Annotated in this window: 21 protein-coding genes; 17 read left to right on the top strand and 4 right to left on the bottom strand. The window is 73.1% G+C overall.

The features are described from left to right. Positions 1-41: 41 nt before the first annotated feature. The 3 genes from GUI43_RS27170 to GUI43_RS27160 all read left to right on the top strand — a co-directional run bounded on the left by GUI43_RS27170 (position 42) and on the right by GUI43_RS27160 (position 3,723). Positions 42-1,073 (top strand): hypothetical protein, encoded by a 1,032-nt coding sequence (locus GUI43_RS27170; RefSeq protein WP_112582740.1) that lies wholly within the window; start codon positions 42-44, stop codon positions 1,071-1,073. A 95-nt stretch (positions 1,074-1,168) separates the two neighbouring features. Continuing rightward, positions 1,169-2,836 carry a MinD/ParA family ATP-binding protein gene (locus tag GUI43_RS27165; RefSeq protein ID WP_425271079.1) on the top strand — a complete coding sequence of 556 codons (1,668 nt, stop codon included), beginning with the start codon at positions 1,169-1,171 and terminating at the stop codon, positions 2,834-2,836. A gap of 56 nt (positions 2,837-2,892) precedes the next feature. Next, positions 2,893-3,723: a DUF2567 domain-containing protein gene (locus GUI43_RS27160; protein WP_112603515.1), complete on the top strand. Its 831-nt coding sequence runs from the start codon at positions 2,893-2,895 to the stop codon at positions 3,721-3,723. Here GUI43_RS27160 and GUI43_RS27155 read toward each other — a convergent pair. Then, a complete protein-coding gene (locus GUI43_RS27155) occupies positions 3,638-4,336 on the bottom strand; it encodes an LON peptidase substrate-binding domain-containing protein (protein WP_112582737.1) in 699 nt (232 codons plus the stop codon). The genes GUI43_RS27160 and GUI43_RS27155 overlap by 86 nt on opposite strands. Positions 4,337-4,442: 106 nt before the next feature. Here GUI43_RS27155 and hisD point away from each other — a divergent pair, with 106 nt between their 5' ends. The 12 genes from hisD to hisF all read left to right on the top strand — a co-directional run bounded on the left by hisD (position 4,443) and on the right by hisF (position 12,597). Continuing rightward, the gene (gene hisD / locus GUI43_RS27150; RefSeq protein ID WP_112582736.1) at positions 4,443-5,768 is read left to right on the top strand and encodes a histidinol dehydrogenase; all 1,326 of its coding nucleotides are present in this window, start codon (positions 4,443-4,445) and stop codon (positions 5,766-5,768) included. Beyond that, positions 5,765-6,838, top strand: coding sequence for a histidinol-phosphate transaminase (locus tag GUI43_RS27145; protein WP_112582735.1), 1,074 nt, complete (start codon positions 5,765-5,767; stop codon positions 6,836-6,838). Before hisD ends, GUI43_RS27145 begins: the two co-directional genes overlap by 4 nt. Next, the gene (gene hisB / locus GUI43_RS27140) at positions 6,835-7,446 is read left to right on the top strand and encodes an imidazoleglycerol-phosphate dehydratase HisB (RefSeq protein WP_030334475.1); all 612 of its coding nucleotides are present in this window, start codon (positions 6,835-6,837) and stop codon (positions 7,444-7,446) included. The genes GUI43_RS27145 and hisB overlap by 4 nt, the downstream gene beginning before the upstream one ends. Continuing rightward, positions 7,446-7,616, top strand: coding sequence for a CG2302 family histidine operon protein (locus tag GUI43_RS34025; RefSeq protein ID WP_167362522.1), 171 nt, complete (start codon positions 7,446-7,448; stop codon positions 7,614-7,616). Before hisB ends, GUI43_RS34025 begins: the two co-directional genes overlap by 1 nt. Before the next feature lie 13 nt (positions 7,617-7,629). Further along, positions 7,630-8,262: an imidazole glycerol phosphate synthase subunit HisH gene (gene hisH / locus GUI43_RS27135; protein WP_091407748.1), complete on the top strand. Its 633-nt coding sequence runs from the start codon at positions 7,630-7,632 to the stop codon at positions 8,260-8,262. 36 nt (positions 8,263-8,298) lie between these two features. After that, positions 8,299-8,622: a hypothetical protein gene (locus GUI43_RS27130; RefSeq protein ID WP_091407752.1), complete on the top strand. Its 324-nt coding sequence runs from the start codon at positions 8,299-8,301 to the stop codon at positions 8,620-8,622. Positions 8,623-8,636: 14 nt separating this feature from the next. Continuing rightward, positions 8,637-9,362, top strand: a complete 726-nt coding sequence (gene priA, locus GUI43_RS27125) for a bifunctional 1-(5-phosphoribosyl)-5-((5-phosphoribosylamino)methylideneamino)imidazole-4-carboxamide isomerase/phosphoribosylanthranilate isomerase PriA (protein WP_091407754.1) — start codon at positions 8,637-8,639, stop codon at positions 9,360-9,362. Continuing rightward, positions 9,359-9,748, top strand: coding sequence for a RidA family protein (locus GUI43_RS27120; RefSeq protein ID WP_112582733.1), 390 nt, complete (start codon positions 9,359-9,361; stop codon positions 9,746-9,748). The genes priA and GUI43_RS27120 overlap by 4 nt, the downstream gene beginning before the upstream one ends. 81 nt (positions 9,749-9,829) lie before the next feature. Then, a complete protein-coding gene (locus GUI43_RS27115; protein ID WP_112582826.1) occupies positions 9,830-10,276 on the top strand; it encodes a MarR family winged helix-turn-helix transcriptional regulator in 447 nt (148 codons plus the stop codon). A gap of 5 nt (positions 10,277-10,281) precedes the next feature. Beyond that, positions 10,282-10,713, top strand: coding sequence for an organic hydroperoxide resistance protein (locus GUI43_RS27110; protein ID WP_112582825.1), 432 nt, complete (start codon positions 10,282-10,284; stop codon positions 10,711-10,713). A 47-nt stretch (positions 10,714-10,760) separates the two neighbouring features. After that, positions 10,761-11,756, top strand: a complete 996-nt coding sequence (locus GUI43_RS27105; RefSeq protein WP_112700071.1) for an NADP-dependent oxidoreductase — start codon at positions 10,761-10,763, stop codon at positions 11,754-11,756. Between the two features lie 73 nt (positions 11,757-11,829). Further along, a complete protein-coding gene (gene hisF, locus GUI43_RS27100) occupies positions 11,830-12,597 on the top strand; it encodes an imidazole glycerol phosphate synthase subunit HisF (RefSeq protein ID WP_112582731.1) in 768 nt (255 codons plus the stop codon). A gap of 5 nt (positions 12,598-12,602) precedes the next feature. Here the strand turns inward: hisF and GUI43_RS27095 are convergent, their stop codons facing one another. Then, a complete protein-coding gene (locus GUI43_RS27095) occupies positions 12,603-13,064 on the bottom strand; it encodes a hypothetical protein (RefSeq protein ID WP_091407765.1) in 462 nt (153 codons plus the stop codon). Positions 13,065-13,165: 101 nt separating this feature from the next. Next, positions 13,166-13,837, bottom strand: a complete 672-nt coding sequence (yczE, locus tag GUI43_RS27090) for a membrane protein YczE (protein ID WP_112700065.1) — start codon at positions 13,835-13,837, stop codon at positions 13,166-13,168. A 59-nt stretch (positions 13,838-13,896) separates the two neighbouring features. Here yczE and yczR point away from each other — a divergent pair, with 59 nt between their 5' ends. After that, a complete protein-coding gene (yczR, locus tag GUI43_RS27085) occupies positions 13,897-15,351 on the top strand; it encodes a MocR-like transcription factor YczR (RefSeq protein WP_112582729.1) in 1,455 nt (484 codons plus the stop codon). Between the two features lie 88 nt (positions 15,352-15,439). Next, entirely contained in the window at positions 15,440-16,744 is a 1,305-nt protein-coding gene (locus GUI43_RS27080; RefSeq protein WP_225855050.1) for a low temperature requirement protein A, read from the top strand. Between the two features lie 45 nt (positions 16,745-16,789). Here GUI43_RS27080 and GUI43_RS27075 read toward each other — a convergent pair whose 3' ends face one another. After that, a complete protein-coding gene (locus GUI43_RS27075; protein ID WP_112582727.1) occupies positions 16,790-18,616 on the bottom strand; it encodes an AMP-dependent synthetase/ligase in 1,827 nt (608 codons plus the stop codon). Positions 18,617-18,769: the final 153 nt, after the last annotated feature.

Genomic DNA, 18,769 nt, shown 5'->3' with positions numbered 1-18,769 from the left:
CGGCGACCGCCCGACACCGTTCCACAGAGGGGATCCCGCCCGTGCGCGCCGGCAACCTGCTGCGGCAGCTGGACCAGCGGTTGCTGCCGCCGCTGACCCGGGCCGTGGCCCGGCTGGGTGACCGGTCGGCGCGCTCCGGCGTGCTCAGTTGGGCCGCGGTGCTCTCCGCGGCGGCGGTGTTGGGCACCGCCGTCTGGGCCGTCGACGACACTCCGGTCGGCGACCGGACTGTCGGCGAGGTGACCCGGGTCGGTGTTGCCGACGGCGACTCCGTCCCCGGCTACCTGCGGTCCGCCGCGGCCGACCTGGCCGCGCTGCCCGCATCCGCCCCGGCGGCCGAGGACGGGACGTACGCGCTGGTCACGCTCGACGCGTACCTGCCTCCGCAGCGGCTGGCGACGGTGCTCGGCGACGTCGGGGTCTCGACCGTCTTCGGGCGGGTTCCGCTGCCCGGCCGGCAGACCGAGATCGTCAAGATCCCCGCGCTGCGGGTGCCCGACGACGTGGTCGCCGGGATGGAACAGGTGGCGGCCCGCAAGGAGACCGAGGCCGCCGACTACCGGGCCAGGGCCGCCGCGGTCGACGGCGACGGGGTGGGCGAGCGGGAGTTGCGGGAGCAGTACGCCAGCGGCGCCGAGGTGGCCGCCGCCGAGGCGGCCGCGTACCGCACCGGCTGCGCCTGCGTCTACGCGGCGGTGGTTCGCGCGACGCCGGTGGCGCTGCGCGGTGTCGCGGCCCGGCCGGATGTACGGGCGGTCGACCCCGCCCCCGAGGTGTACCGGCTGGACCGGACGGTCTTCACGCCGCCCCTGCCCGAGCAGCGTGACGTGGTGCGCCCGCCGGTCGACACCGGGCCGAGCCCCGCACCGACCCGGTCCGAGCGGCCAGCGCCGGTGATCAGTGCACCGGCGCCGTCGCCCCCCGTGGGCGAATCGTCGGAACCTGCACCAGTCGTGACCATTCCGTCACCCGAACCGTCGAAGCCGGAGCCCACCGAGTCGGCGCCGCCGAGTGTCACCACCTCGCCGGACGCCATCCTCACCGAGCCGTCGCCGCCACCGCCGTCGTCGTGATCTGCACCGGCTGGTGTGCGCTCTGAGGTGTGGTCCGAATAGGGTTGGGTTCGTAGCCTGTCAGACAGAGATCGATGGCGCTGGGAGGGCGGGCCGTGGAGGGCAGTGAGACCGGCTGGGGCCGGCCGGCCGAACCAGCGCCGCGGTGGCGCGCGCTGTTGGACCGTGCCCGGCTGGGCGGTCGCGGCGCGGAGCAGACCGAGCCGGAGCGGCGCGGCGAGGAACCGCCGCCGGACCCGCTGCCACGGCGTGCGGCCCCCAACGGCTACGCCGGGCGGGCACCCGCCATCGGGCATCCGGCCGACCTGTCGTACGGAGCGGAGCCCGGTTACCGGGCCGAGGCGACCTACCGCGTCGACCCCGCGTACCGGGCCGAGCCCGCGTACCGGGCCGAGCCGGACTACCGGGCCGAGCCCGCGTACCGGACCGAGCCGGGTTATCGGGCCGAGCCGGACTATCGAGCGGAGCCGGCGTACCGGACCGAGCAGCCGGACTACCGCGCTGAGCCCGGCTACCGGGCCGAGCCGGGCTACCGCCCTGAGCCGGACTACCTCGCCACGCCCGGCTACCGGGCCGAGCCGGACTATCGGGCTGACCCGGGTTACCGGGCCGAGCCGGACCACCGGGCCGAGCCGACGTACCGGGCCGAGCCCGAGCCGCCGGCACGCGGCCCCGACCCGGTCCCGTCGCGCTACGCGTTGCTGGACAACGGCTACCGACCGGGCGACCCGCCGGTGGAATCGCGGTACGCCCTGCTGGAGACCGGTTACCAGCCGGAGACCGGCTACCCGGCCGCCGCGCCACCGCCCCCGCCGGTCGCCCCATCGCCTGCGCCGCCGGTCGCCGTGCCAGTCACGCCGCCCGTCCCGCCACCACCCGCCCCGGCGGTCGGCTCGGCGGTCGCCGAACGTGCCTACCCGACCCGGATCGAATGGCGCCCACCGGCCGTTGACCAGGAGCAGGAGCGCGCCAACGGAGTGCTCCAACGCGACCTGGGCACGCCCCGGGTGTTCGCCTTCGCCAACCCCAAGGGCGGGGTGCACAAGACGACCGCCACCGTGCTCGCCGCGGCGACGGTCGGCAGCGTCCGCGGCAAGGGCGTGCTGGCCTGGGACGACAACGAGCTGCGTGGCACCCTCGGCCTGCGCGCCGGCAGCGCCCGGCACGCCCGGACGATCCGGCACCTGATCAGCGACCTGGCCCAGATCGAGATCCTGGAGGGCGCGACCCTGCTGGACCGGCTGGACGACTACCTGCGGCACGCCTCCGACGGCTCGTACGACGTGCTGGCCGGCGAGGAGAGCCCGCGCTTCGCCCAGCGACTGGACCAGTTCACCGTCCGACGGGTGCTGGAGCTGCTGCGGCGCACCCACGACGTGGTCTGCGTGGACACCGGCAACAACGTGGAGAGCCCCAACTGGCGCACCGTGATGCAGGCCGCCGACCAGCTGGTGGTGACCACAGTGCCCCGGGAGGACGCGGCGTTCAGCGCGGACTGGATGCTCGACCTGCTGCACGAGGAGGGCATGGGCGAGTTGGCGGACAACGCGATCACCCTCATCTCCTGCCCGACCCCGGGTCGCTCGACGCTCCAGGACGACCTGGAGCGGCACTTCGCCACCCGTACCCGGGGCGTGGCCGTCGTCCCGTACGACCCGGCTCTGGAGACCGGGTCGTCGATCGAGTACCACCAGCTCCAGCCGGAGACGCGGCAGGCGTGGCTGCGGGCCGCGGCGATGATGGTGGAGCCGTTCGCCCGGTGAGCTGGACTGCCGCCACCGGAGCCCCGACCGTGCACCGGGCCTGAGAGGATCATCGGGTGAGCCCGGACAACCCCGACCGTGAGCGGCCCGTCGACGAGCCCGACCAACCCGCGCCACCCCGTACGCCGGACGCGAAACCGGCGGAGGTCGACCCGTCGGCCGGGACCGCGCCGGGCGAGTTCGGTCCGGGCCAACCGCCGGCCTCGGCGGCGTACCAGAGCTCGCTGGAGCTTCGGTTCGACGAACCGCGTCGTCCGCTGCGTGCCCTGGCGACGGTGCTTGGCGCCGTGCTCGCGCTGGCCGCGCTGGGTGTGCCGCTCGGGCTGCTCTGGGCCGCGCTCGCGCCGGACACCCCGGTACTCAAGACCGCCGAGGGGGCGATCTACGCCGAGCCGCAACCGGAGCAGCCGATCGCCGCCGACGGGTGGTTCAGCCTGCTCGGGCTCGCCTTCGGGCTGCTCGTGGCGCTCACCCTGTGGTTCGTGCTGCGTCGGCGGCGCGGCCCGGTCGGGTTGCTCGCCGCGGTGCTCGGCACCCTGGCCGCCGCGCCGGTGGCCTGGCAGGTGGGACGGCGGATCGGTCTGGGCACCTTCGACCGACTGCTGGCGACCGCCCCGGCCGGACAGGCCTTCAGCAAACCCGCCGACCTGCGGGCCGGTGGAGTGGACTGGCTGCTCGGCGTGCTGCCGGTGCCGCACGGCAACCTGCTGCTGCCGGCGTTCGGGGCCGCGGTCATGTACACCCTGCTGGCCGGCTGGTCGCGGTGGCCGGGGCTACGCCCGGAGCCCGAGCCGGGGGATTTCAGTTGGGTGTCGGCGGGGACGCCAGCTCCGACAGCGGCACCGGAACCGCCCGCACCTGACGCAGCAGAGCCGCCTCGCGGTTGAGCAACCGCAGCTCGGCGCGGAGCCGGGAGGCGGTGTCGTCGATCGCCAGCAGCCGTTGCCGGTCGTCGACGGTGAGCGCCGCGGTCGCCGCCACCAGGTGTGAGAGCACTGTCGGGTCCTCCGGCAACTGCTCGGAGATCTCCTCCGGGTCGGACCGGATCAGGCCGAGGTACTGCCGGAACACCGCGATCACCCGGGCGGCCAGCAGGTCGGCCACCTCGTCCGGGCCGCCCGGGTCGGGCAGCCACTCGACGTCGGCGGTCAGGTAGGGCTCGGCGCTGTCGTCGACCTCGGCGATGCGGAACCGGCGGCGGCCGACCGTGACGATGTCGAAACCGCCGTCGGCCAACTCGGTCACCTGGCGCAGCTCGGCGGTGCAGCCCACCTCGTGCAGCGTCACCTCGCCGACGCTCGACGTGGCCGGGGCGCCGGCGGGCGCGACCTCCCAGCCGGCCTGGATGGCCACCACGCCGAACTCGCGCGGGGCACCCTCGGGCAGGCCGACCAGGTGCCGGACCAGCGCCCGGTAGCGCTCCTCGAAGATGTGCAGCGGCAGCACCAACCCGGGAAAGAGCACCGTTGCGAGCGGGAACACCGGCAGCCGTGCGGTCACATGGTCGAGCCTAACCAATCTCGGCACCGGGGGCGTGGCCCGGCTCACCGTCCCGGCGGACGGGCGGCTCGGGTGGACGTCGAGCCGGCCGCCTAGACTCGCAAGGGTGCTGAATCGGATCGACCTGCGCGACGGTCTCGGTGACCCGCGCCGCCTGCTGCCCCGTGCCCAGCTCGACGTGTCCGTCGCCGTCGAGCGCATCCGGCCCCTGGTGGAGGCGGTCCGTGAGCATGGGTACCCAGCGATCCGGGAGGCCAGCGTTCGGTTCGACGGCATCTCCCCCGAGGTGCTGCGGGTGCCGGTCGAAGCGATCACCGAGGCGGAGGGGGTGCTCGACCCGGCGGTGCGTGCCGCGCTGCTGGAGTCCATCGCCCGGGCCCGTCGGGTCCACGCCGACCAGCGGCGCACCGACCACACCACGAAGGTGGTGCCCGGCGGCACTGTCACCGAGCGGTGGCTGCCAGTCGACCGGGTCGGCCTCTACGTGCCCGGTGGCCTGGCGATGTACCCGTCGACAGTGGTGATGAACGTGGTGCCCGCCCAGGCGGCCGGGGTGCGCTCGCTGGTGGTGGCCAGCCCGCCGCAGAAGGACAACGGCGGCCTGCCCGATCCCCGCGTGCTCGCCGCGTGCGCGCTGCTCGGCGTCGACGAGGTCTACGCCGTGGGCGGGGCCCAGGCGGTGGCGATGCTGGCGTACGGCGCGGCGGTGGACCCGGCGGGGGAGCTGCGGTGCGACCCCGTCGACCTGATCACGGGCCCCGGCAACATCTGGGTGACCGCCGCCAAGCGGCTGCTGCGCGGCGTGGTCGGCATCGACGCCGAGGCGGGGCCGACCGAGATCGCCATCCTGGCCGACGACACCGCCGACCCGGCGCACGTGGCCGCCGACCTGATCAGTCAGGCCGAGCACGACCCGCTGGCCGCGAGCGTGCTGGTCACCCCGTCGGTGGCGCTGGTCGAGGCGGTCGAGGCGGAGTTGGCCCGGCAGGTTCCGGCGACCAAGCACACCGAGCGGGTCACCACGGCGCTGACCGGTGAGCAGAGCGGCGTGGTCCTGGTCGACGACCTCGAGGCGGGGCTGCGGGTGGTCGACGCGTACGCGGCCGAGCACCTGGAGATCCAGACGGTGGACGCCCGGGAGTGGGCGCTGCGGGTCCGCAACGCCGGAGCGATCTTCGTGGGCGCCTGGTCGCCGGTGTCGCTCGGCGACTACTGCGCCGGCTCCAACCACGTGTTGCCCACCGGCGGCTGCGCCCGGCACTCCTCCGGCCTGTCCGTGCAGTCCTTCCTGCGCGGCGTGCACCTGATCGAATACACCGAGGCAGCGCTGCGCGAGGTGGCCCCGCACGTGGTCACGCTGGCCAACGTGGAGGACCTGCCCGCGCACGGCCAGGCTGTCCAGGCCCGTTTCCCGGTAGGAGGACCGGCGTGACCAGCCTGGACGATCTGCCGATCCGGGCCGACCTGCGGGGGCTGTCGCCGTACGGGGCGCCGCAGTTGGACGTGCCGGTGCGGCTCAACACCAACGAGAATTCCCACCCGGTGCCGGAGCCGGTGGTCGAGGCCATCGGCAAGGCGCTCGCGGCCGAGCTGCGCGAGCTGAACCGCTACCCGGACCGGGACGCGGTGGCGCTCCGCGCCGACCTGGCCGAATATCTGGGGCACGGCCTCACCGTCGAGCAGGTGTGGGCGGCCAACGGCTCCAACGAGATCCAGCAGCAGCTGCTCCAGGCGTTCGGCGGGCCGGGGCGCACCGCGCTCGGCTTCGTTCCGGCGTACTCGATGCACCCGCTGCTGGCCCTCGGCACCAGCACCCGGTGGGTGCCCGCCGCGCGCGGCGTCGACTTCGGGTTGACCGCCGAGGAGGCGGTCGTCCAGGTCCGCGAGCACCGGCCGGACGTTGTCTTCCTCTGCTCGCCGAACAACCCCACCGGCACGGCACTGGACCCGGCGGTGATCGCCGCGGTGCTCGACGTCGCGCCCGGCATGGTGGTCGTCGACGAGGCGTACGCCGAGTTCGCCCGACCCGGGACGGTCAGCGCCCTCGCGGTGCTGCCCGGCCACCCACGGCTGGTGGTCACCCGGACGATGAGCAAGGCGTTCGGCTTCGCCGGTGGCCGGCTGGGTTACCTGGCGGCCGACCCGGCGGTGGTGCGGGCGGTGCAGCTCGTCCGTTTGCCGTACCATCTCTCCGCGCTCACCCAGGCCGCCGCACGCGCGGCGGTGGCCCACCGCGACGCCCTTCTCGGTACGGTGAGCGCGATCATGGCGCAGCGGGACCGGATCGTGGCGACGCTGCGCGAGCGGGGGTTGCGGGTCGCCGACAGCGACGCCAACTTCGTGCTCTTCGAGGTGGGCGGCGACCAGACCGTCGTCTGGAACGCCCTGCTGGCGCAGGGGGTGCTGGTCCGTGACGTCGGCCTGCCCGGCTGGCTGCGGGTGACCGCCGGCACCGCCGCCGAGACCGACGCCTTCCTTTCTGCAATGGAGACTTCGCAATGAGTCGGACCGCCCGGGTGGAACGGATCACCAAGGAGACCAAGGTCCTCGTCGAGATCGATCTCGACGGCACCGGTGCCGCCGAGATCAGCACCGGCGTCGGCTTCTACGACCACATGCTGCACCAGATCGCCCGGCACGGCGGCTTCGACCTGACTGTGCGCACCGTGGGTGACCTGGAGATTGACGCGCACCACACGATCGAGGACACCGCGCTCGCCCTGGGTGCGGCGTTCGACCAGGCACTGGGCGACAAGGCCGGCATCCGGCGGTACGGCTCGGCGACCGTGCCGATGGACGAGGTGCTGGTCCGGGCCGCGGTGGACCTCTCCGGTCGGCCGTACGTGGTGCACGACGAGCCGGTGCTCGCCCCCTACATCGGGCCGGTGTACGCGACCAGCATGACCCGGCACATCTGGGAGTCCTTCGGCCAGGCGGCCCGTGTCACGCTGCACGTCGACGTGCTGCGGGCGGCCCGGCCGGGTGGTCACCCGGACGCGCACCACGTGGTGGAGGCGCAGTTCAAGGCGGTCTCCCGCGCGTTGCGCGAGGCCACCTCGATCGACCCGCGTTCCGCCGGAGCGATCCCGAGCACGAAGGGCGCGCTCTGATGGGTGCCGCGTTGCCGACGTTGCTGCTGATTCTGGCCGGAGTGCTGGTGGGCGGCACCTGGTCGCTCTACCGGCAGGGCGCGCCGAAGGCCGCCGTGCTGATCACCGCGGCGCTCGCGGTGCTCGCCACTGTCGCCGGGGTGCTGCGGCTGCTGCCGGAGAACGGGTGATCGGGGTGACGACATGAGTGACGTGGTGGTGCTCGATTACGGCTCGGGCAACCTGCGCTCGGCGGAGCGGGCGCTGGCCGCCGCCGGAGCGGACGTCCGGGTGACCGACGACCTGGCTGCGGCGGCTGCCGCCGATGGTCTGGTGGTGCCGGGTGTGGGCGCGTACGCGGCGTGCATGGCGGGGATCGAGGCGCTGGGCGCCGGCCCGGTGATCGCCGAACGGGTGGCTGCCGGCCGGCCGGTGCTCGGCATCTGCGTGGGCATGCAGGTGCTTTTCGAGCACGGTGACGAGCACGGCGTGGTGACCAAGGGGCTGGGGCTGCTGCCCGGCGGGGTGACCCGGCTGGCCGCCAACCGGTTGCCGCACATGGGCTGGAACACGGTTCGGGCGCCGCGGGAGTCGGTGCTGTTCGCCGGGTTGACGGAGCAGAGCCGGTTCTACTTCGTCCACTCGTACGCGATGGGCGACCCGGCGGCGCTGGCCGCTGCCGGCGCCACGGTGACCACCGCCCACCACGACACGGATTTCGTCGCGGCGGTGGAGCGTGGCTCGTTGTCGGCGGCCCAGTTCCACCCGGAGAAGTCCGCCGACACCGGTGCCGCGCTGCTGCGCAACTGGCTCGCCACGTTGCCCAGCGGTGACTGAGCGCCGTCGCGCGGTGCCCGAGCGGCGGGCGTCGCGGTGAGCCGGGAGCGCGCCCGCCGGCGGGCGGAGCGGGAGGCGGAGCAGGCCCGGGAGCGGGCGGTCCGGCAGCGCCAGGTCGCCCGGCGGCAGCGCCGTCGCGCTGTGGTCCGCAGCTTGACGCCGCGGCTGCGGCGGGGTCGCTCCGGGCGGCTGGCCCGGCACACTCGGGGTGAGCGGGCCGCGATCGTGCTGCTCACCGGCGCGGCGTTGATCCTGATCTGGACGTTCGTCGACAACCTGGCGTTGCGTATCGCGCTGATCGTGCTCCTGCTGCTCGTACTGCCGGCGATCGTGGTGATCGCCCTGGACCGTCGTACCTGATCGAGGAGAAGACCTTGAGCCTCACCCTGTTACCCGCCGTGGATGTCGCTGACGGCCGGGCCGTCCGGCTCGTGCAGGGCGCCGTCGGAAGCGAGAGCATCTACGGCGACCCGTTGGACGCGGCGCTGGCCTGGCAGCAGGACGGCGCGGAGTGGATCCACCTGGTCGACCTGGACGCGGCGTTCGGCCGGGGCACCAACGCGCACCTGCTCGCGGAGGTGGTGCGCCAGTTGGACGTGAAGGTGGAGCTCTCCGGGGGCATCCGTGATGACGAGTCGCTGCGCGCGGCGCTGGGCACCGGAGCGGCCCGGGTGAACATCGGGACCGCCGCCCTGGAGGACCCGGTCTGGTGTGACCGGGTGGTCGCGGAGTACGGCGACCGGGTGGCCATCGGGTTGGACGTGCGGGGTCACACCCTGTCGGCGCGGGGTTGGACCCGCGACGGTGGTGACCTGTACGAGGTGCTGGAGCGGTTGGACAAGGCGGGCGCGAGTCGGTACGTGGTCACCGACATCACCAAGGACGGCACGATGCGCGGGCCGAACCTGGATCTGCTGCGCGAGGTGTGTGCCCGTACGGACCGGCCGGTGATCGCCTCGGGCGGGGTGTCCACCCTGGACGACCTGCGGGCGTTGGCGACTCTGGAGTCGGCCGGGGTGGAGGGCGTGATCGCCGGCAAGGCGCTCTACGCGGGTGCATTCACTGTGGCCGAGGCGCTGCGGACGCTGGCCGAGGCGTGACGACGACCCGGCTGGGGTCGGGCGGCCCGTGGGAGCAGCGATACGGGTACTCCCGGGTGGTCCGGGCCGGTGAGCGGGCCTGGACGGCCGGTTGCACGGCGACTGTGGACGGCCGGGTGGTGCACGTCGGTGACGCGGCCGCGCAGACCGCGCAGGCGCTGCGGATCGGGCTGGCCGCGCTCGCCGAGGTGGGTGCGGAGCCGGGTGATGTGGTCCGGACCAGGATGTACGTGACGGACCGGCTGCACGCCGACGAGGTGGGTCGGGCGCACAACGCGGTCTTCGGCGCGGTCCGGCCGGCGGCCACCCTGGTGGTGGTGGCCGGTCTGCTGGACCCGGAGCACCTGGTCGAGGTGGAGTTGGAGGCGTACCTCGGCGATCGCTGAGGTACCCGCCCGGGTGGCCCGCTGGGCCGTTCCGCAGCCCGATAAGTTGTGCACAACTTAATTGTGGGCTACCTTTCAGTGGTGACCGATGACCTGGTGCTGCGCCGGCAGGTGTGCTTCGCGCTCTACGCCGCGTCGCGCGCACTGACCGACGTCTACCGGCCGATCCTCGACGAGGTCGGTCTGACCTACCCGCAGTACCTGGCGCTGCTGGTGCTCTGGGAGCGTCCCGACGACGCCCCCACGGTGTCCGAGTTGGGCACCGAGCTGCGGCTGGACTCCGGCACGCTCTCCCCGCTGCTCAAACGGCTGGAGGGGGCGGGTCTGGTGGTGCGGCGGCGGTCGGCCCGTGACGAGCGGCGGGTCGAGGTGGGCCTCACCGAGCAGGGCCGGGCGCTGCGCGAGCGGGTCTGCGATGTCCCGCTGCGGATCGCGCAGGCCACCGGGCTGGGCTTCGACGAGCTCGTCGCGCTGCGCGACACCCTCACCCGGGTCACCGACACCATCCACCGACAGAAGGAGCAGTGACCACCATGCAGGTTGTCTACACCGCGTCCGCGACCGCCACCGGCGACGGCCGGGACGGCCACGTCGAGACCTCCGACGGCACGTTCGCCCTCGACCTGGCCGTGCCGAAGGAGATGGGCGGCGCCGGTGGCGCGGCCAACCCCGAGCAGCTCTTCGCCGCCGGTTACGCGGCCTGCTTCCACAGCGCGCTGCGGCTGGTGGCCCGCCGGGCCAAGGCCGACGTGACAGGTTCCGTGGTCGGCGCCGAGGTGGGCATCGGCCCGAACGGCAGCGGCGGCTTCGGGCTCACCGTGCGGCTCGTCGTCGACCTGCCCGCCGCGCCCCGCGAGGTCGCCGAGCAGATCGTCGAGCAGGCCCACCAGGTCTGCCCGTACTCCAACGCCACCCGTGGCAACGTCGACGTGACCCTGACCGTCCGCGAGACCCTGTCCGCGTGACCTCGCGGCCCCAGGCCCCCATCCGCGGACGAGAGGACGACCACACCGTGACCAGCAACCGTGAGATCCACCTGGCCAGCCGCCCCCAGGGCTGGCCCACCGAAGACACCTTCCGGCTCGTCGAGACCGAGGTCCCGACGCCCGGACCGGGCCAGATCGTGGTCCGCAACCAGTACATGTCCGTCGACCCGTACATGCGCGGACGGATGAACGACGTCAAGTCGTACGTGCCGCCGTTCGCGCTCGACGCGCCGCTCGACGGTGCCGCGATCGGTGAGGTGGTGGCCAGCGAGGCGGCGGACATCGCCGTCGGGACCACGGTCCTGCACGGGCTGGGCTGGCGGGAGTACGCGCTGCTCGACGCCGCCGCGGCCCGCCCCGTCGACCCGAGCATCGCCCCGGTCAGCGCGTACCTGAGCGTGCTCGGCATGACCGGGTTGACCGCGTACGCCGGTCTGCTGGAGGTGGCCGCGATGAAGCCCGGCGAGACGGTCTTCGTCTCCGCCGCGGCTGGCGCGGTGGGCAGCCTGGTCGGCCAGATCGCCAAGCTCAAGGGTGCCGGCCGGGTGATCGGCAGTGCCGGCTCGCCGGCCAAGGTCGAGCGGCTGCGGGCGCTGGGCTTCGACGCCGCCTTCGACTACCACGACGGGGTCCGCGAGTCGCTGCGGGCGGCCGCCCCGGAGGGCGTCGACGTCTACTTCGACAACGTCGGGGGTGACCACCTGGAGGCCGCGATCTCGGCCATGAACCTGCACGGCCGGGCGGCCATCTGCGGCATGATCTCGCAGTACAACGCCACCGAGCCGCCGGCCGCCCCGCGCAACCTGGCGCTGGTCATCGGCAAGCGGCTCACCCTGCGCGGCTTCCTGGTCAACGACCACAACGACGTGCGGGCGGCGTTCGTGCGCGACGTCTCGGGCTGGCTGCGCGACGGCACGCTGTCCTACGACGAGACGATCGTGGACGGCATCGAGAACGCTCCGGAGGCGTTCATCGGCGTGCTGCGCGGCGACAACCTCGGCAAGATGCTCGTCCGCGTGTGACGCAGACCTCTCTCACGGCGGTCGACCCGATCGGGTCGACCGCCGTGCCGCGTGCGGAGGATAGGCTCGCGGCATGACGGTGGCGGTACGGGTGATCCCCTGTCTGGACGTGGACGCCGGGCGGGTGGTCAAGGGGGTCAACTTCCTCGACCTGCGTGACGCCGGCGATCCGGTGGAGCTGGCCGCCGCGTACGACCGGGCCGGCGCGGACGAGTTGACCTTCCTCGACGTCACCGCGTCCTCCAGCGACCGGGGCACCATGCTCGACGTGGTGCGCCGCACCGCCGAGTCGGTGTTCATCCCACTGACCGTCGGCGGTGGGGTCCGGCAGGTCGCCGACGTGGACACGCTGCTGCGCGCCGGTGCGGACAAGGTCGGCGTGAACACCGCCGCCATCGCCCGTCCGGAGCTGATCGCCGAGATCGCCGACCGGTTCGGCCGGCAGGTGCTCGTGCTCTCCCTCGACGTGCGGCGCTCGCCGAACGGCGGCACGCCCAGCGGCTTCGAGGTCACCACCCACGGGGGTCGGCGTGGCACCGGCATCGACGCCGTGTGGTGGGCGCACCGGGGCGCCGAGTTGGGCGCGGGGGAGATCCTGCTCAACTCGATGGACGCCGACGGCACCAAGGCGGGCTTCGACCTGGAGCTGATCGCCGCGGTGCGCGCGGTGGTGGACGTGCCGGTGGTGGCCAGTGGAGGCGCCGGCGAGGTGGCCCACTTTCCGCCCGCGATCGGCGCCGGCGCGGACGCGGTGCTCGCCGCCAGCGTCTTCCACTTCGGCGAGCTGACCGTCGCCGAGGTCAAGGACGCGCTGCGCCTCGGCGGCCATCCGGTGCGCTGAGCAGCTCAGCGCTCCCCGGAGTGCCCCTCCGGTGACCGACGCGGGGTGGGAATCGAACGGACCGCGTACTCCTGGACGGCAGCCGCGTGGTCGGCCTCGTCCAGGATCCAGTCCGCGCTGCCGGGCGCGTGCCGGCGGGTCAACACTCCCTGCACGGTGTCCACCATGGTCGCCACACCCGCGCGTGGGCGGGTACGCCACAGCTGCTCACCCTCGGCGGTGATCCGGAACCAGCCGTCGGCGACGCTGACCAGCCCGGCGCCGACCAGCCGCTGGACCGCGGCCTCCACCTCGTGTCGCTGCGGAATCGCGTGGTTGAGGTGATCGGCGGTGGAGAGCACGTCGGTCAGGCGGACGCCCTCCGGCCGCCGGCTTGTCGCCGACCGACGGTGCCGTCCGGCACCGCTCGCGATGACTAGCGACACGAAGATCCAGGCGTCGTTCCAGCGCCAACCGTTCTCCCCCATGCAGAGATGATGACGGCGCGCGTCGCGGAAGGGAACACCCACCCGCCAACAGGTGCGCGGTACCACCGCCACGTACCGGTTCGCGGACGGTCGGTGAGGGTTCAGCCGGCCGGGGTGGCCGGCGCGGGGTTGCCCGGCTGGGGCGCGGCGCTGTCCGGCTCGGTGCCCTCCGGCACGGCGAACAGCGGGATGAAGAACTGGGCCAACGGACCGATGGCGAGCGCGTACGCGACGGTTCCCACGCCGACGGTGCCGCCGAGCAGCGCGCCCAGCGCCAGCACTGTGACCTCGATGACGGTGCGCACCAGTCGGATCGACCGGCCGGGCCGGCGGGCCACGTACCCGGTCATCAGACCGTCGCGGGGGCCGGGCCCCAACTGGGCGCCGAGGTAGAGAGCGGTGGCCGCGCCGTTGGCGACGATCCCGGTGACCAGCATCGCGATCTGGACGCTGAGCGGGCCAGCCGCGGGCAGCAGGGCCAGTGTGGCGTCCACGACCAGACCGATCACCACGACGTTGCTGACCGTGCCGAGGCCGGGCCGCTGCCGCAGCGGGATCCAGAGCAGCAGGACCAGCGCGCCGACGCCGATGGTGACAGTGCCGAAGGAGAGCCCGGTCAGCTCGGAGAGCCCCTGGTGGAACACGTCCCACGGGTCGAGGCCCAGATCGGAACGGATCATCAGGGCCATGCTGACGCCGTAGAGCGTGAGCCCGAGGTAGAGCTGGACCAACCGTCGAACCGGCCGGTGCCGCAGATTGCCAAGCAGTGCCATGCATGCCACCCTAGGTGCCAATCCTCGTCGAGGAAGAAGCCAATATCGGAGGAGTGGCTATGACTGGGCAGGTGCGCGGCGTCCAATTGGCCCGTCTGCTCGGGCAGTGGCATGCCCTGCCGGGCCGCCGCCGCAGCCCGGACTACGCCGCGCTGGCCGGCTCGGTGCGCGGGCTGCTCGCCGACGGCCGGCTGCCGCTGGGCGTCCGCCTCCCGGCCGAACGGGAGCTGGCCGAGGCGCTGCGGATCAGCCGGACCACTGTCACCGCCGCCTACCGGCAGCTACGCGAGACCGGGCACCTGGCCAGCCGGCGGGGCGCCGGCAGTTGGACGATGCTGCCCGGCAACCACCGGGTGGCCAGCACCGGCCTCTGGACCCCGCTGGACGACCGGGAGATGCTCGACCTCGGCGTGGCGGCGCTGGCCGCCCCGCCGCAACTGCTGTCGGCCGCGCGGGCCGCCGCCGAGGACCTGCCCCGCTACCTGAGCGGGGCCGGTTACCACCCGACCGGCATCATCGAGCTGCGCGAGGCGGTGGCCGACGCGTACACCGCGCGGGGTCTGCCCACCTCGGCCGACCAGATCATGGTCACCAGCGGCACCCAGCACGCACTGGATCTGGTGCTGCGGCTCGCCCTGGCCCCGGGCGGCACCGTGCTGGTCGAGTCCCCGACCTACCCCAACGCCCTCGCCGCGCTGGCCGGCCGGCGGGCCCGGATCAGCACCCACGGGCTGGCCGCCGACGCCGGCTGGGAGCCCGACCTGCTGCTGGGCAGTCTCCGACAGACCCGGCCCAAGCTGGCCTACCTGATTCCGGAGTTCCAGAACCCGACGGGGCACCTGATGCCCGCCTCGCTGCGCGAGCGCGTGGTGGCCGCCGCGCACGCGGTCGGCACCGATCTGATCATCGACGAGTCCTTCGTGGACCTGTCCATGGACGGCACCGAGGTGCCACCCCCGGTCGCCACCTACGACCGGCACAGCCGCGTGGTCAGCATCGGCGGGATGAGCAAGCCCTACTGGGGTGGCCTGCGGATCGGCTGGGTGCGCGCGTCCGCGCCGCAGGTGCAGCGGCTGGCCGCCGTGCGGGTCGGGGTCGACATGGCCAGCCCGGTGCTGGACCAACTGGTCGCGGTGCACCTGCTCGCCGACGCCGAGGCCATCGTCGCCGACCGCCGCGTCCAGTTGGCCGTCCAGCGCGACGCCCTGCTCGGCGCGCTGGCGCACCAACTGCCGGAGTGGCGGGTCACCGTGCCACGGGGTGGCGTGACGCTCTGGGCCGAGTTGGACGGCCCGGTCTCGAGCGCGCTGGCCCGGGCCGCGGAGGAGGTCGGCGTACGGCTGGCCCCCGGCCCCCGGTTCGGCCTGGACGGCACCCTGGAGCGCTTCCTGCGGCTGCCCTTCACACTGCCCGCGGCGGACCTCGTGGAGGCCGTCGGGCGGATCGCGGCGATCCGCTACGACCTGGACCGGGCCGGCCGCCAGCGGTGGCGGGAGCCCGCCGTCATCGCCTGAGCCGGCGCCCAACAAACCATCGGCATCCGCCGGCACCATTATGCCGGGAATATGTCATTCGCCCTGGTTCGGCTGCCAGACTCTCCTGGTGGACCAGGGTGGCGGGACACGCGGAGTCCGCCGGAGTGCGCCGGGCTCGCGGGCGACCCCGCTGGAGCTCTTCTACGACCTGGTCTTCGTCTTCGCGTTCCTGCACGTCACCACGGCCACCTCCGACAATCCGACCGCCCGGGGCCTGGTCCGGTGCCTGGTGCTGCTGGCCCTGCTCTGGTGGTGCTGGTCGGGGTTCGCCGTGCTGGGCAATCTGATCCGTACCGACCAGGGCATCGTCCCGGCGGTCGGCTTCGTCACCATCGCCGCCGCCTTCGTGCTGGCGTTGAGTCTGCCGAAGGCGTTCGTCGACCGTCCCGGTGGGCTGTTCGGTCCGCTGGTCTTCGCAACCTGCTACTTCCTGGTGCGGGTGAGCGAGAGTGTGATCTTCCTGTGGATCGGCCGCCGGAACCGCGACGTGCGCCGACGCTGGCAGCTGCTCGCCCTGCCGGCGCTCGTGGCCACGGGCCTCATCGTGGTCGCCGGGTTGCTGCCGCAGCGGCTCTTCGACGGAACAGCCGAGTCGGTGGCCCGCCTGCTGTGCTGGCTCGCGGCCATTGGCGTGGAGTACGGGGCCGGACTGGCGCTGCGGGGCACCGGGTGGACGGTGCTCTCCGCCGGGCACTGGGCCGAGCGGCACGGTCAGATCGTCCTGGTCGCCCTCGGCGAGGCCATCATCGCGCTCGGGTTCAGCCCCGGCGCGAGCGCGGGTCTGCCGCTGACCTGGCCGGTGCTGTTCGCCGCGGTCCTCGGCATCGCGGTGGCCGCCGCGATGTGGTGGGCGTACTTCGACACCCTGGCGCTCGGCATGGAACAGACCCTGCACCGCACCCGCGACCCGGACGCGCGCGCCATCCTGGCCCGCAACGCCTACAGCTACCTGCACCTGCCGGTCATCGCCGGCGTCATCCTCTTCGCGCTCGGTCTCAAGGGGCTGATCCACGAAGGCGCCGATCCCACCACACCGAGCTGGGGCGTTCCGCTGCCGAGCTTCGACCTGCTGGCGCTCTACGGAGGGGTCGCGCTCTACCTGCTCGCGCTCATCGTGCTCGGCCGGCTGATGCTCGGCGCCCCCCGCTGGCCCACCATCGGCGGGATCCTGCTGCTGGTCGCGCTGGTGCCGGTTGCCGGGTCGCTGCCCGAGCTGATCGCGTTGGGCATGTTGGCCCTGGCCGCGGCGCTGGTCGTGGCCGCGCAGACGGTCGTCGACTCCCGGCGCCGCGCCGGCGTTCGGCAGACGGCGTTCGAGGAGCAGCTCGCCGCGGAGGAGGAGCACACGAGGTGGCGGGGCCACCACCTGTGAGGGCCCCGTGCCGGCTTCCTCGCCGGCACGGGACCCTCGGCCGGCTCACAGCTCGGCGAGCGTGCCCGCGTACATCTTGTCGATCTCGGCGGCGAAGTTGCTCTCCACCCCACGTCGTTTGATCTTCAACGACGGGGTGATCTCGCCGTCCTCGATCGTCAGGTCGCGCGGCAGGATGGCCACCTTCTTGATCGTCTCCCAGCGGTTGAGCTTGGCGTTGAGCTGGGCGACGTACTCCTCGACCATCGTCTGGGCCTCGGCCGACGCGACGATCTCGGTGTAGCTGCGTCCTTCGAGCGGACCGCCGGCGACCCAGCCCCGGATGGCGTCCGGGTCCAGGGTGACCAGCATGGTGCAGAAGTTGCGGGCCTGACCGACGACGACCGCCTGCGAGGTGTACGGGCAGATGGCCTTGAACATCCCCTCGATGTGCGACGGCGCGATGTACTTGCCGCCCGAGGTCTTGACCAGGTCCTTCTTGCGGTCGGTGATGCGGAGGTAGCCCTGCTCGTCCAGGGAGCCGATGTCACCGGTACGGAAGAAGCCGTCCTCGGTGAACGAGGCGGCGGTCTCCTCCGGCAGGTTGTGGTAGCCGCGCATCACCGGCCGACCCCGTACCAGGATCTCCCCGTCGGTGTCGATCTTGCACTCCAGGTCGCCCATCGCCCGGCCCACGGTGCCGATCCGCAGCCCGGCCGGCGGGTTGACGAAGTTGCCCGCGCTGGTCTCGGTCAGACCGTAGCCCTCGGAGATCGGCAGGTTCGCGGCGGCGAAGAAGGTGGCGATCTCCGGGCTGAGCGGCGCAGCGCCGGACACCAGCACCCGCATCCGGCCGCCCAGGCGGGCCTGGAGCTTGCTGAACACCAGCTTCTCGGCCAGCCCGTAGCGCAGCTTCAGCCCGGCCGGCACCGGCTTGCCGGCCTGCTCCAGGGTGACCTTCTCCTTGCCGACGCCGACGGCCCAGCCGAAGATCTTCGCCTTCGCGCCACCGGCGCCCTGCGCGGTGGTCACGGCCTTGTTGTAGACCTTCTCGAACACCCGGGGAGCGCCGCACATCAGCGTCGGACGGATGACCGAGAGGAGGTCGACCAGCTTGTCCACCCGCCCGTCGACGTAGGTGGGCAGGCCGACGTGGATGGCGCCGCAGAGCAGGGTCTTGCCGAACGAATGGGCCAGCGGCAGCCACAGGTACTGCAGGTCGTCGTCGCGTAGCAGCCCGACCTCCGCCTGCGCCACGGCCTCCCAGCACCAGCCGCCGTGCAGCAGCTCGACGCCCTTGGGCTGGCCGGTGGTGCCGGAGGTGTAGATCAGGGTGGCCAGGTGGTCCGGGCCGATGCCGGCCACCAGCATGTCGATCAGCTCCGGCTCGGCGGCCAGCGCCTGGGTGCCGCGCTCCTCCAGGTCGGCGAGCGTCAACTGCGCGATCGCGGCGTTCGGGTCGACGGCGCCGTCGAGGAGCACCACGTGGGTGAGCGCGGGCAGGGATGCCCCGGCGATCTTCGCCGCCTGGGCCGGGTTCTCCGCGAACAGCACCTTCGACCCGGAGTCGGCGATGATGTACGTCGCGTCGGCCGGCTCGGTGGTCGGGTAGACGGTGGTGGTCGCGCCGCCGGCGCACATGATGCCGAGGTCGGCGATCACCCATTCCAGCCGGGTGTTGGCGAGGATCGCGACCGGGTCCTCCTGGCCGACGCCCAGGCCGTGCAGGCCGGCGGCGACCGCCTTGGCGCGCTGGCCGACCTGCGCCCAGGTCAGCCAGACGGGCCCCGAGTCGTCGGAGTTCGGGGACGCGAACGCGGACCGGTCGGGGGTGGCCGCCACGCGCTTGAGGAACATGTCCGGGATGGAGCGGTACGGTACATCGAGAGCCATCGCTGTAGCCGCCTTCGGGGGTGGTGGCGTGACGGTCGTCACGTCATGATGGTTACCGAAGAGTATTGCGTGGCACCGTGCATCGGCTAGTGCGGTGTCCATTTACGTTTGCCGGGTTGGCGGCCGGGGGGTTTTGTCGTACCGATGGTGTTG

The organism is Micromonospora noduli, from assembly GCF_003264365.1.
In the GTDB taxonomy this organism is placed as follows: Bacteria; Actinomycetota; Actinomycetes; order Mycobacteriales; family Micromonosporaceae; genus Micromonospora; species Micromonospora noduli.
Note: the sequence above shows the minus strand (reverse complement) of the source record. Positions and strands in the feature narration are given on the sequence as shown.

Bases quoted from the DNA above. Each gene is read 5' to 3' on its own strand.
- yczR (WP_112582729.1), top strand. From the start codon at position 13,897: ATGACTGGGCAGGTGCGCGGCGTCCAATTGGCCCGTCTGCTCGGGCAG.
- hisB (WP_030334475.1), top strand. From the start codon at position 6,835: ATGAGTCGGACCGCCCGGGTGGAACGGATCACCAAGGAGACCAAGGTC.
- hisH (WP_091407748.1), top strand. From the start codon at position 7,630: ATGAGTGACGTGGTGGTGCTCGATTACGGCTCGGGCAACCTGCGCTCG.
- hisF (WP_112582731.1), top strand. From the start codon at position 11,830: ATGACGGTGGCGGTACGGGTGATCCCCTGTCTGGACGTGGACGCCGGG.
- GUI43_RS34025 (WP_167362522.1), top strand. From the start codon at position 7,446: ATGGGTGCCGCGTTGCCGACGTTGCTGCTGATTCTGGCCGGAGTGCTG.
- GUI43_RS27110 (WP_112582825.1), top strand. From the start codon at position 10,282: ATGCAGGTTGTCTACACCGCGTCCGCGACCGCCACCGGCGACGGCCGG.
- GUI43_RS27075 (WP_112582727.1), bottom strand. From the start codon at position 18,616: ATGGCTCTCGATGTACCGTACCGCTCCATCCCGGACATGTTCCTCAAG.
- GUI43_RS27095 (WP_091407765.1), bottom strand. From the start codon at position 13,064: ATGGGGGAGAACGGTTGGCGCTGGAACGACGCCTGGATCTTCGTGTCG.
- yczE (WP_112700065.1), bottom strand. From the start codon at position 13,837: ATGGCACTGCTTGGCAATCTGCGGCACCGGCCGGTTCGACGGTTGGTC.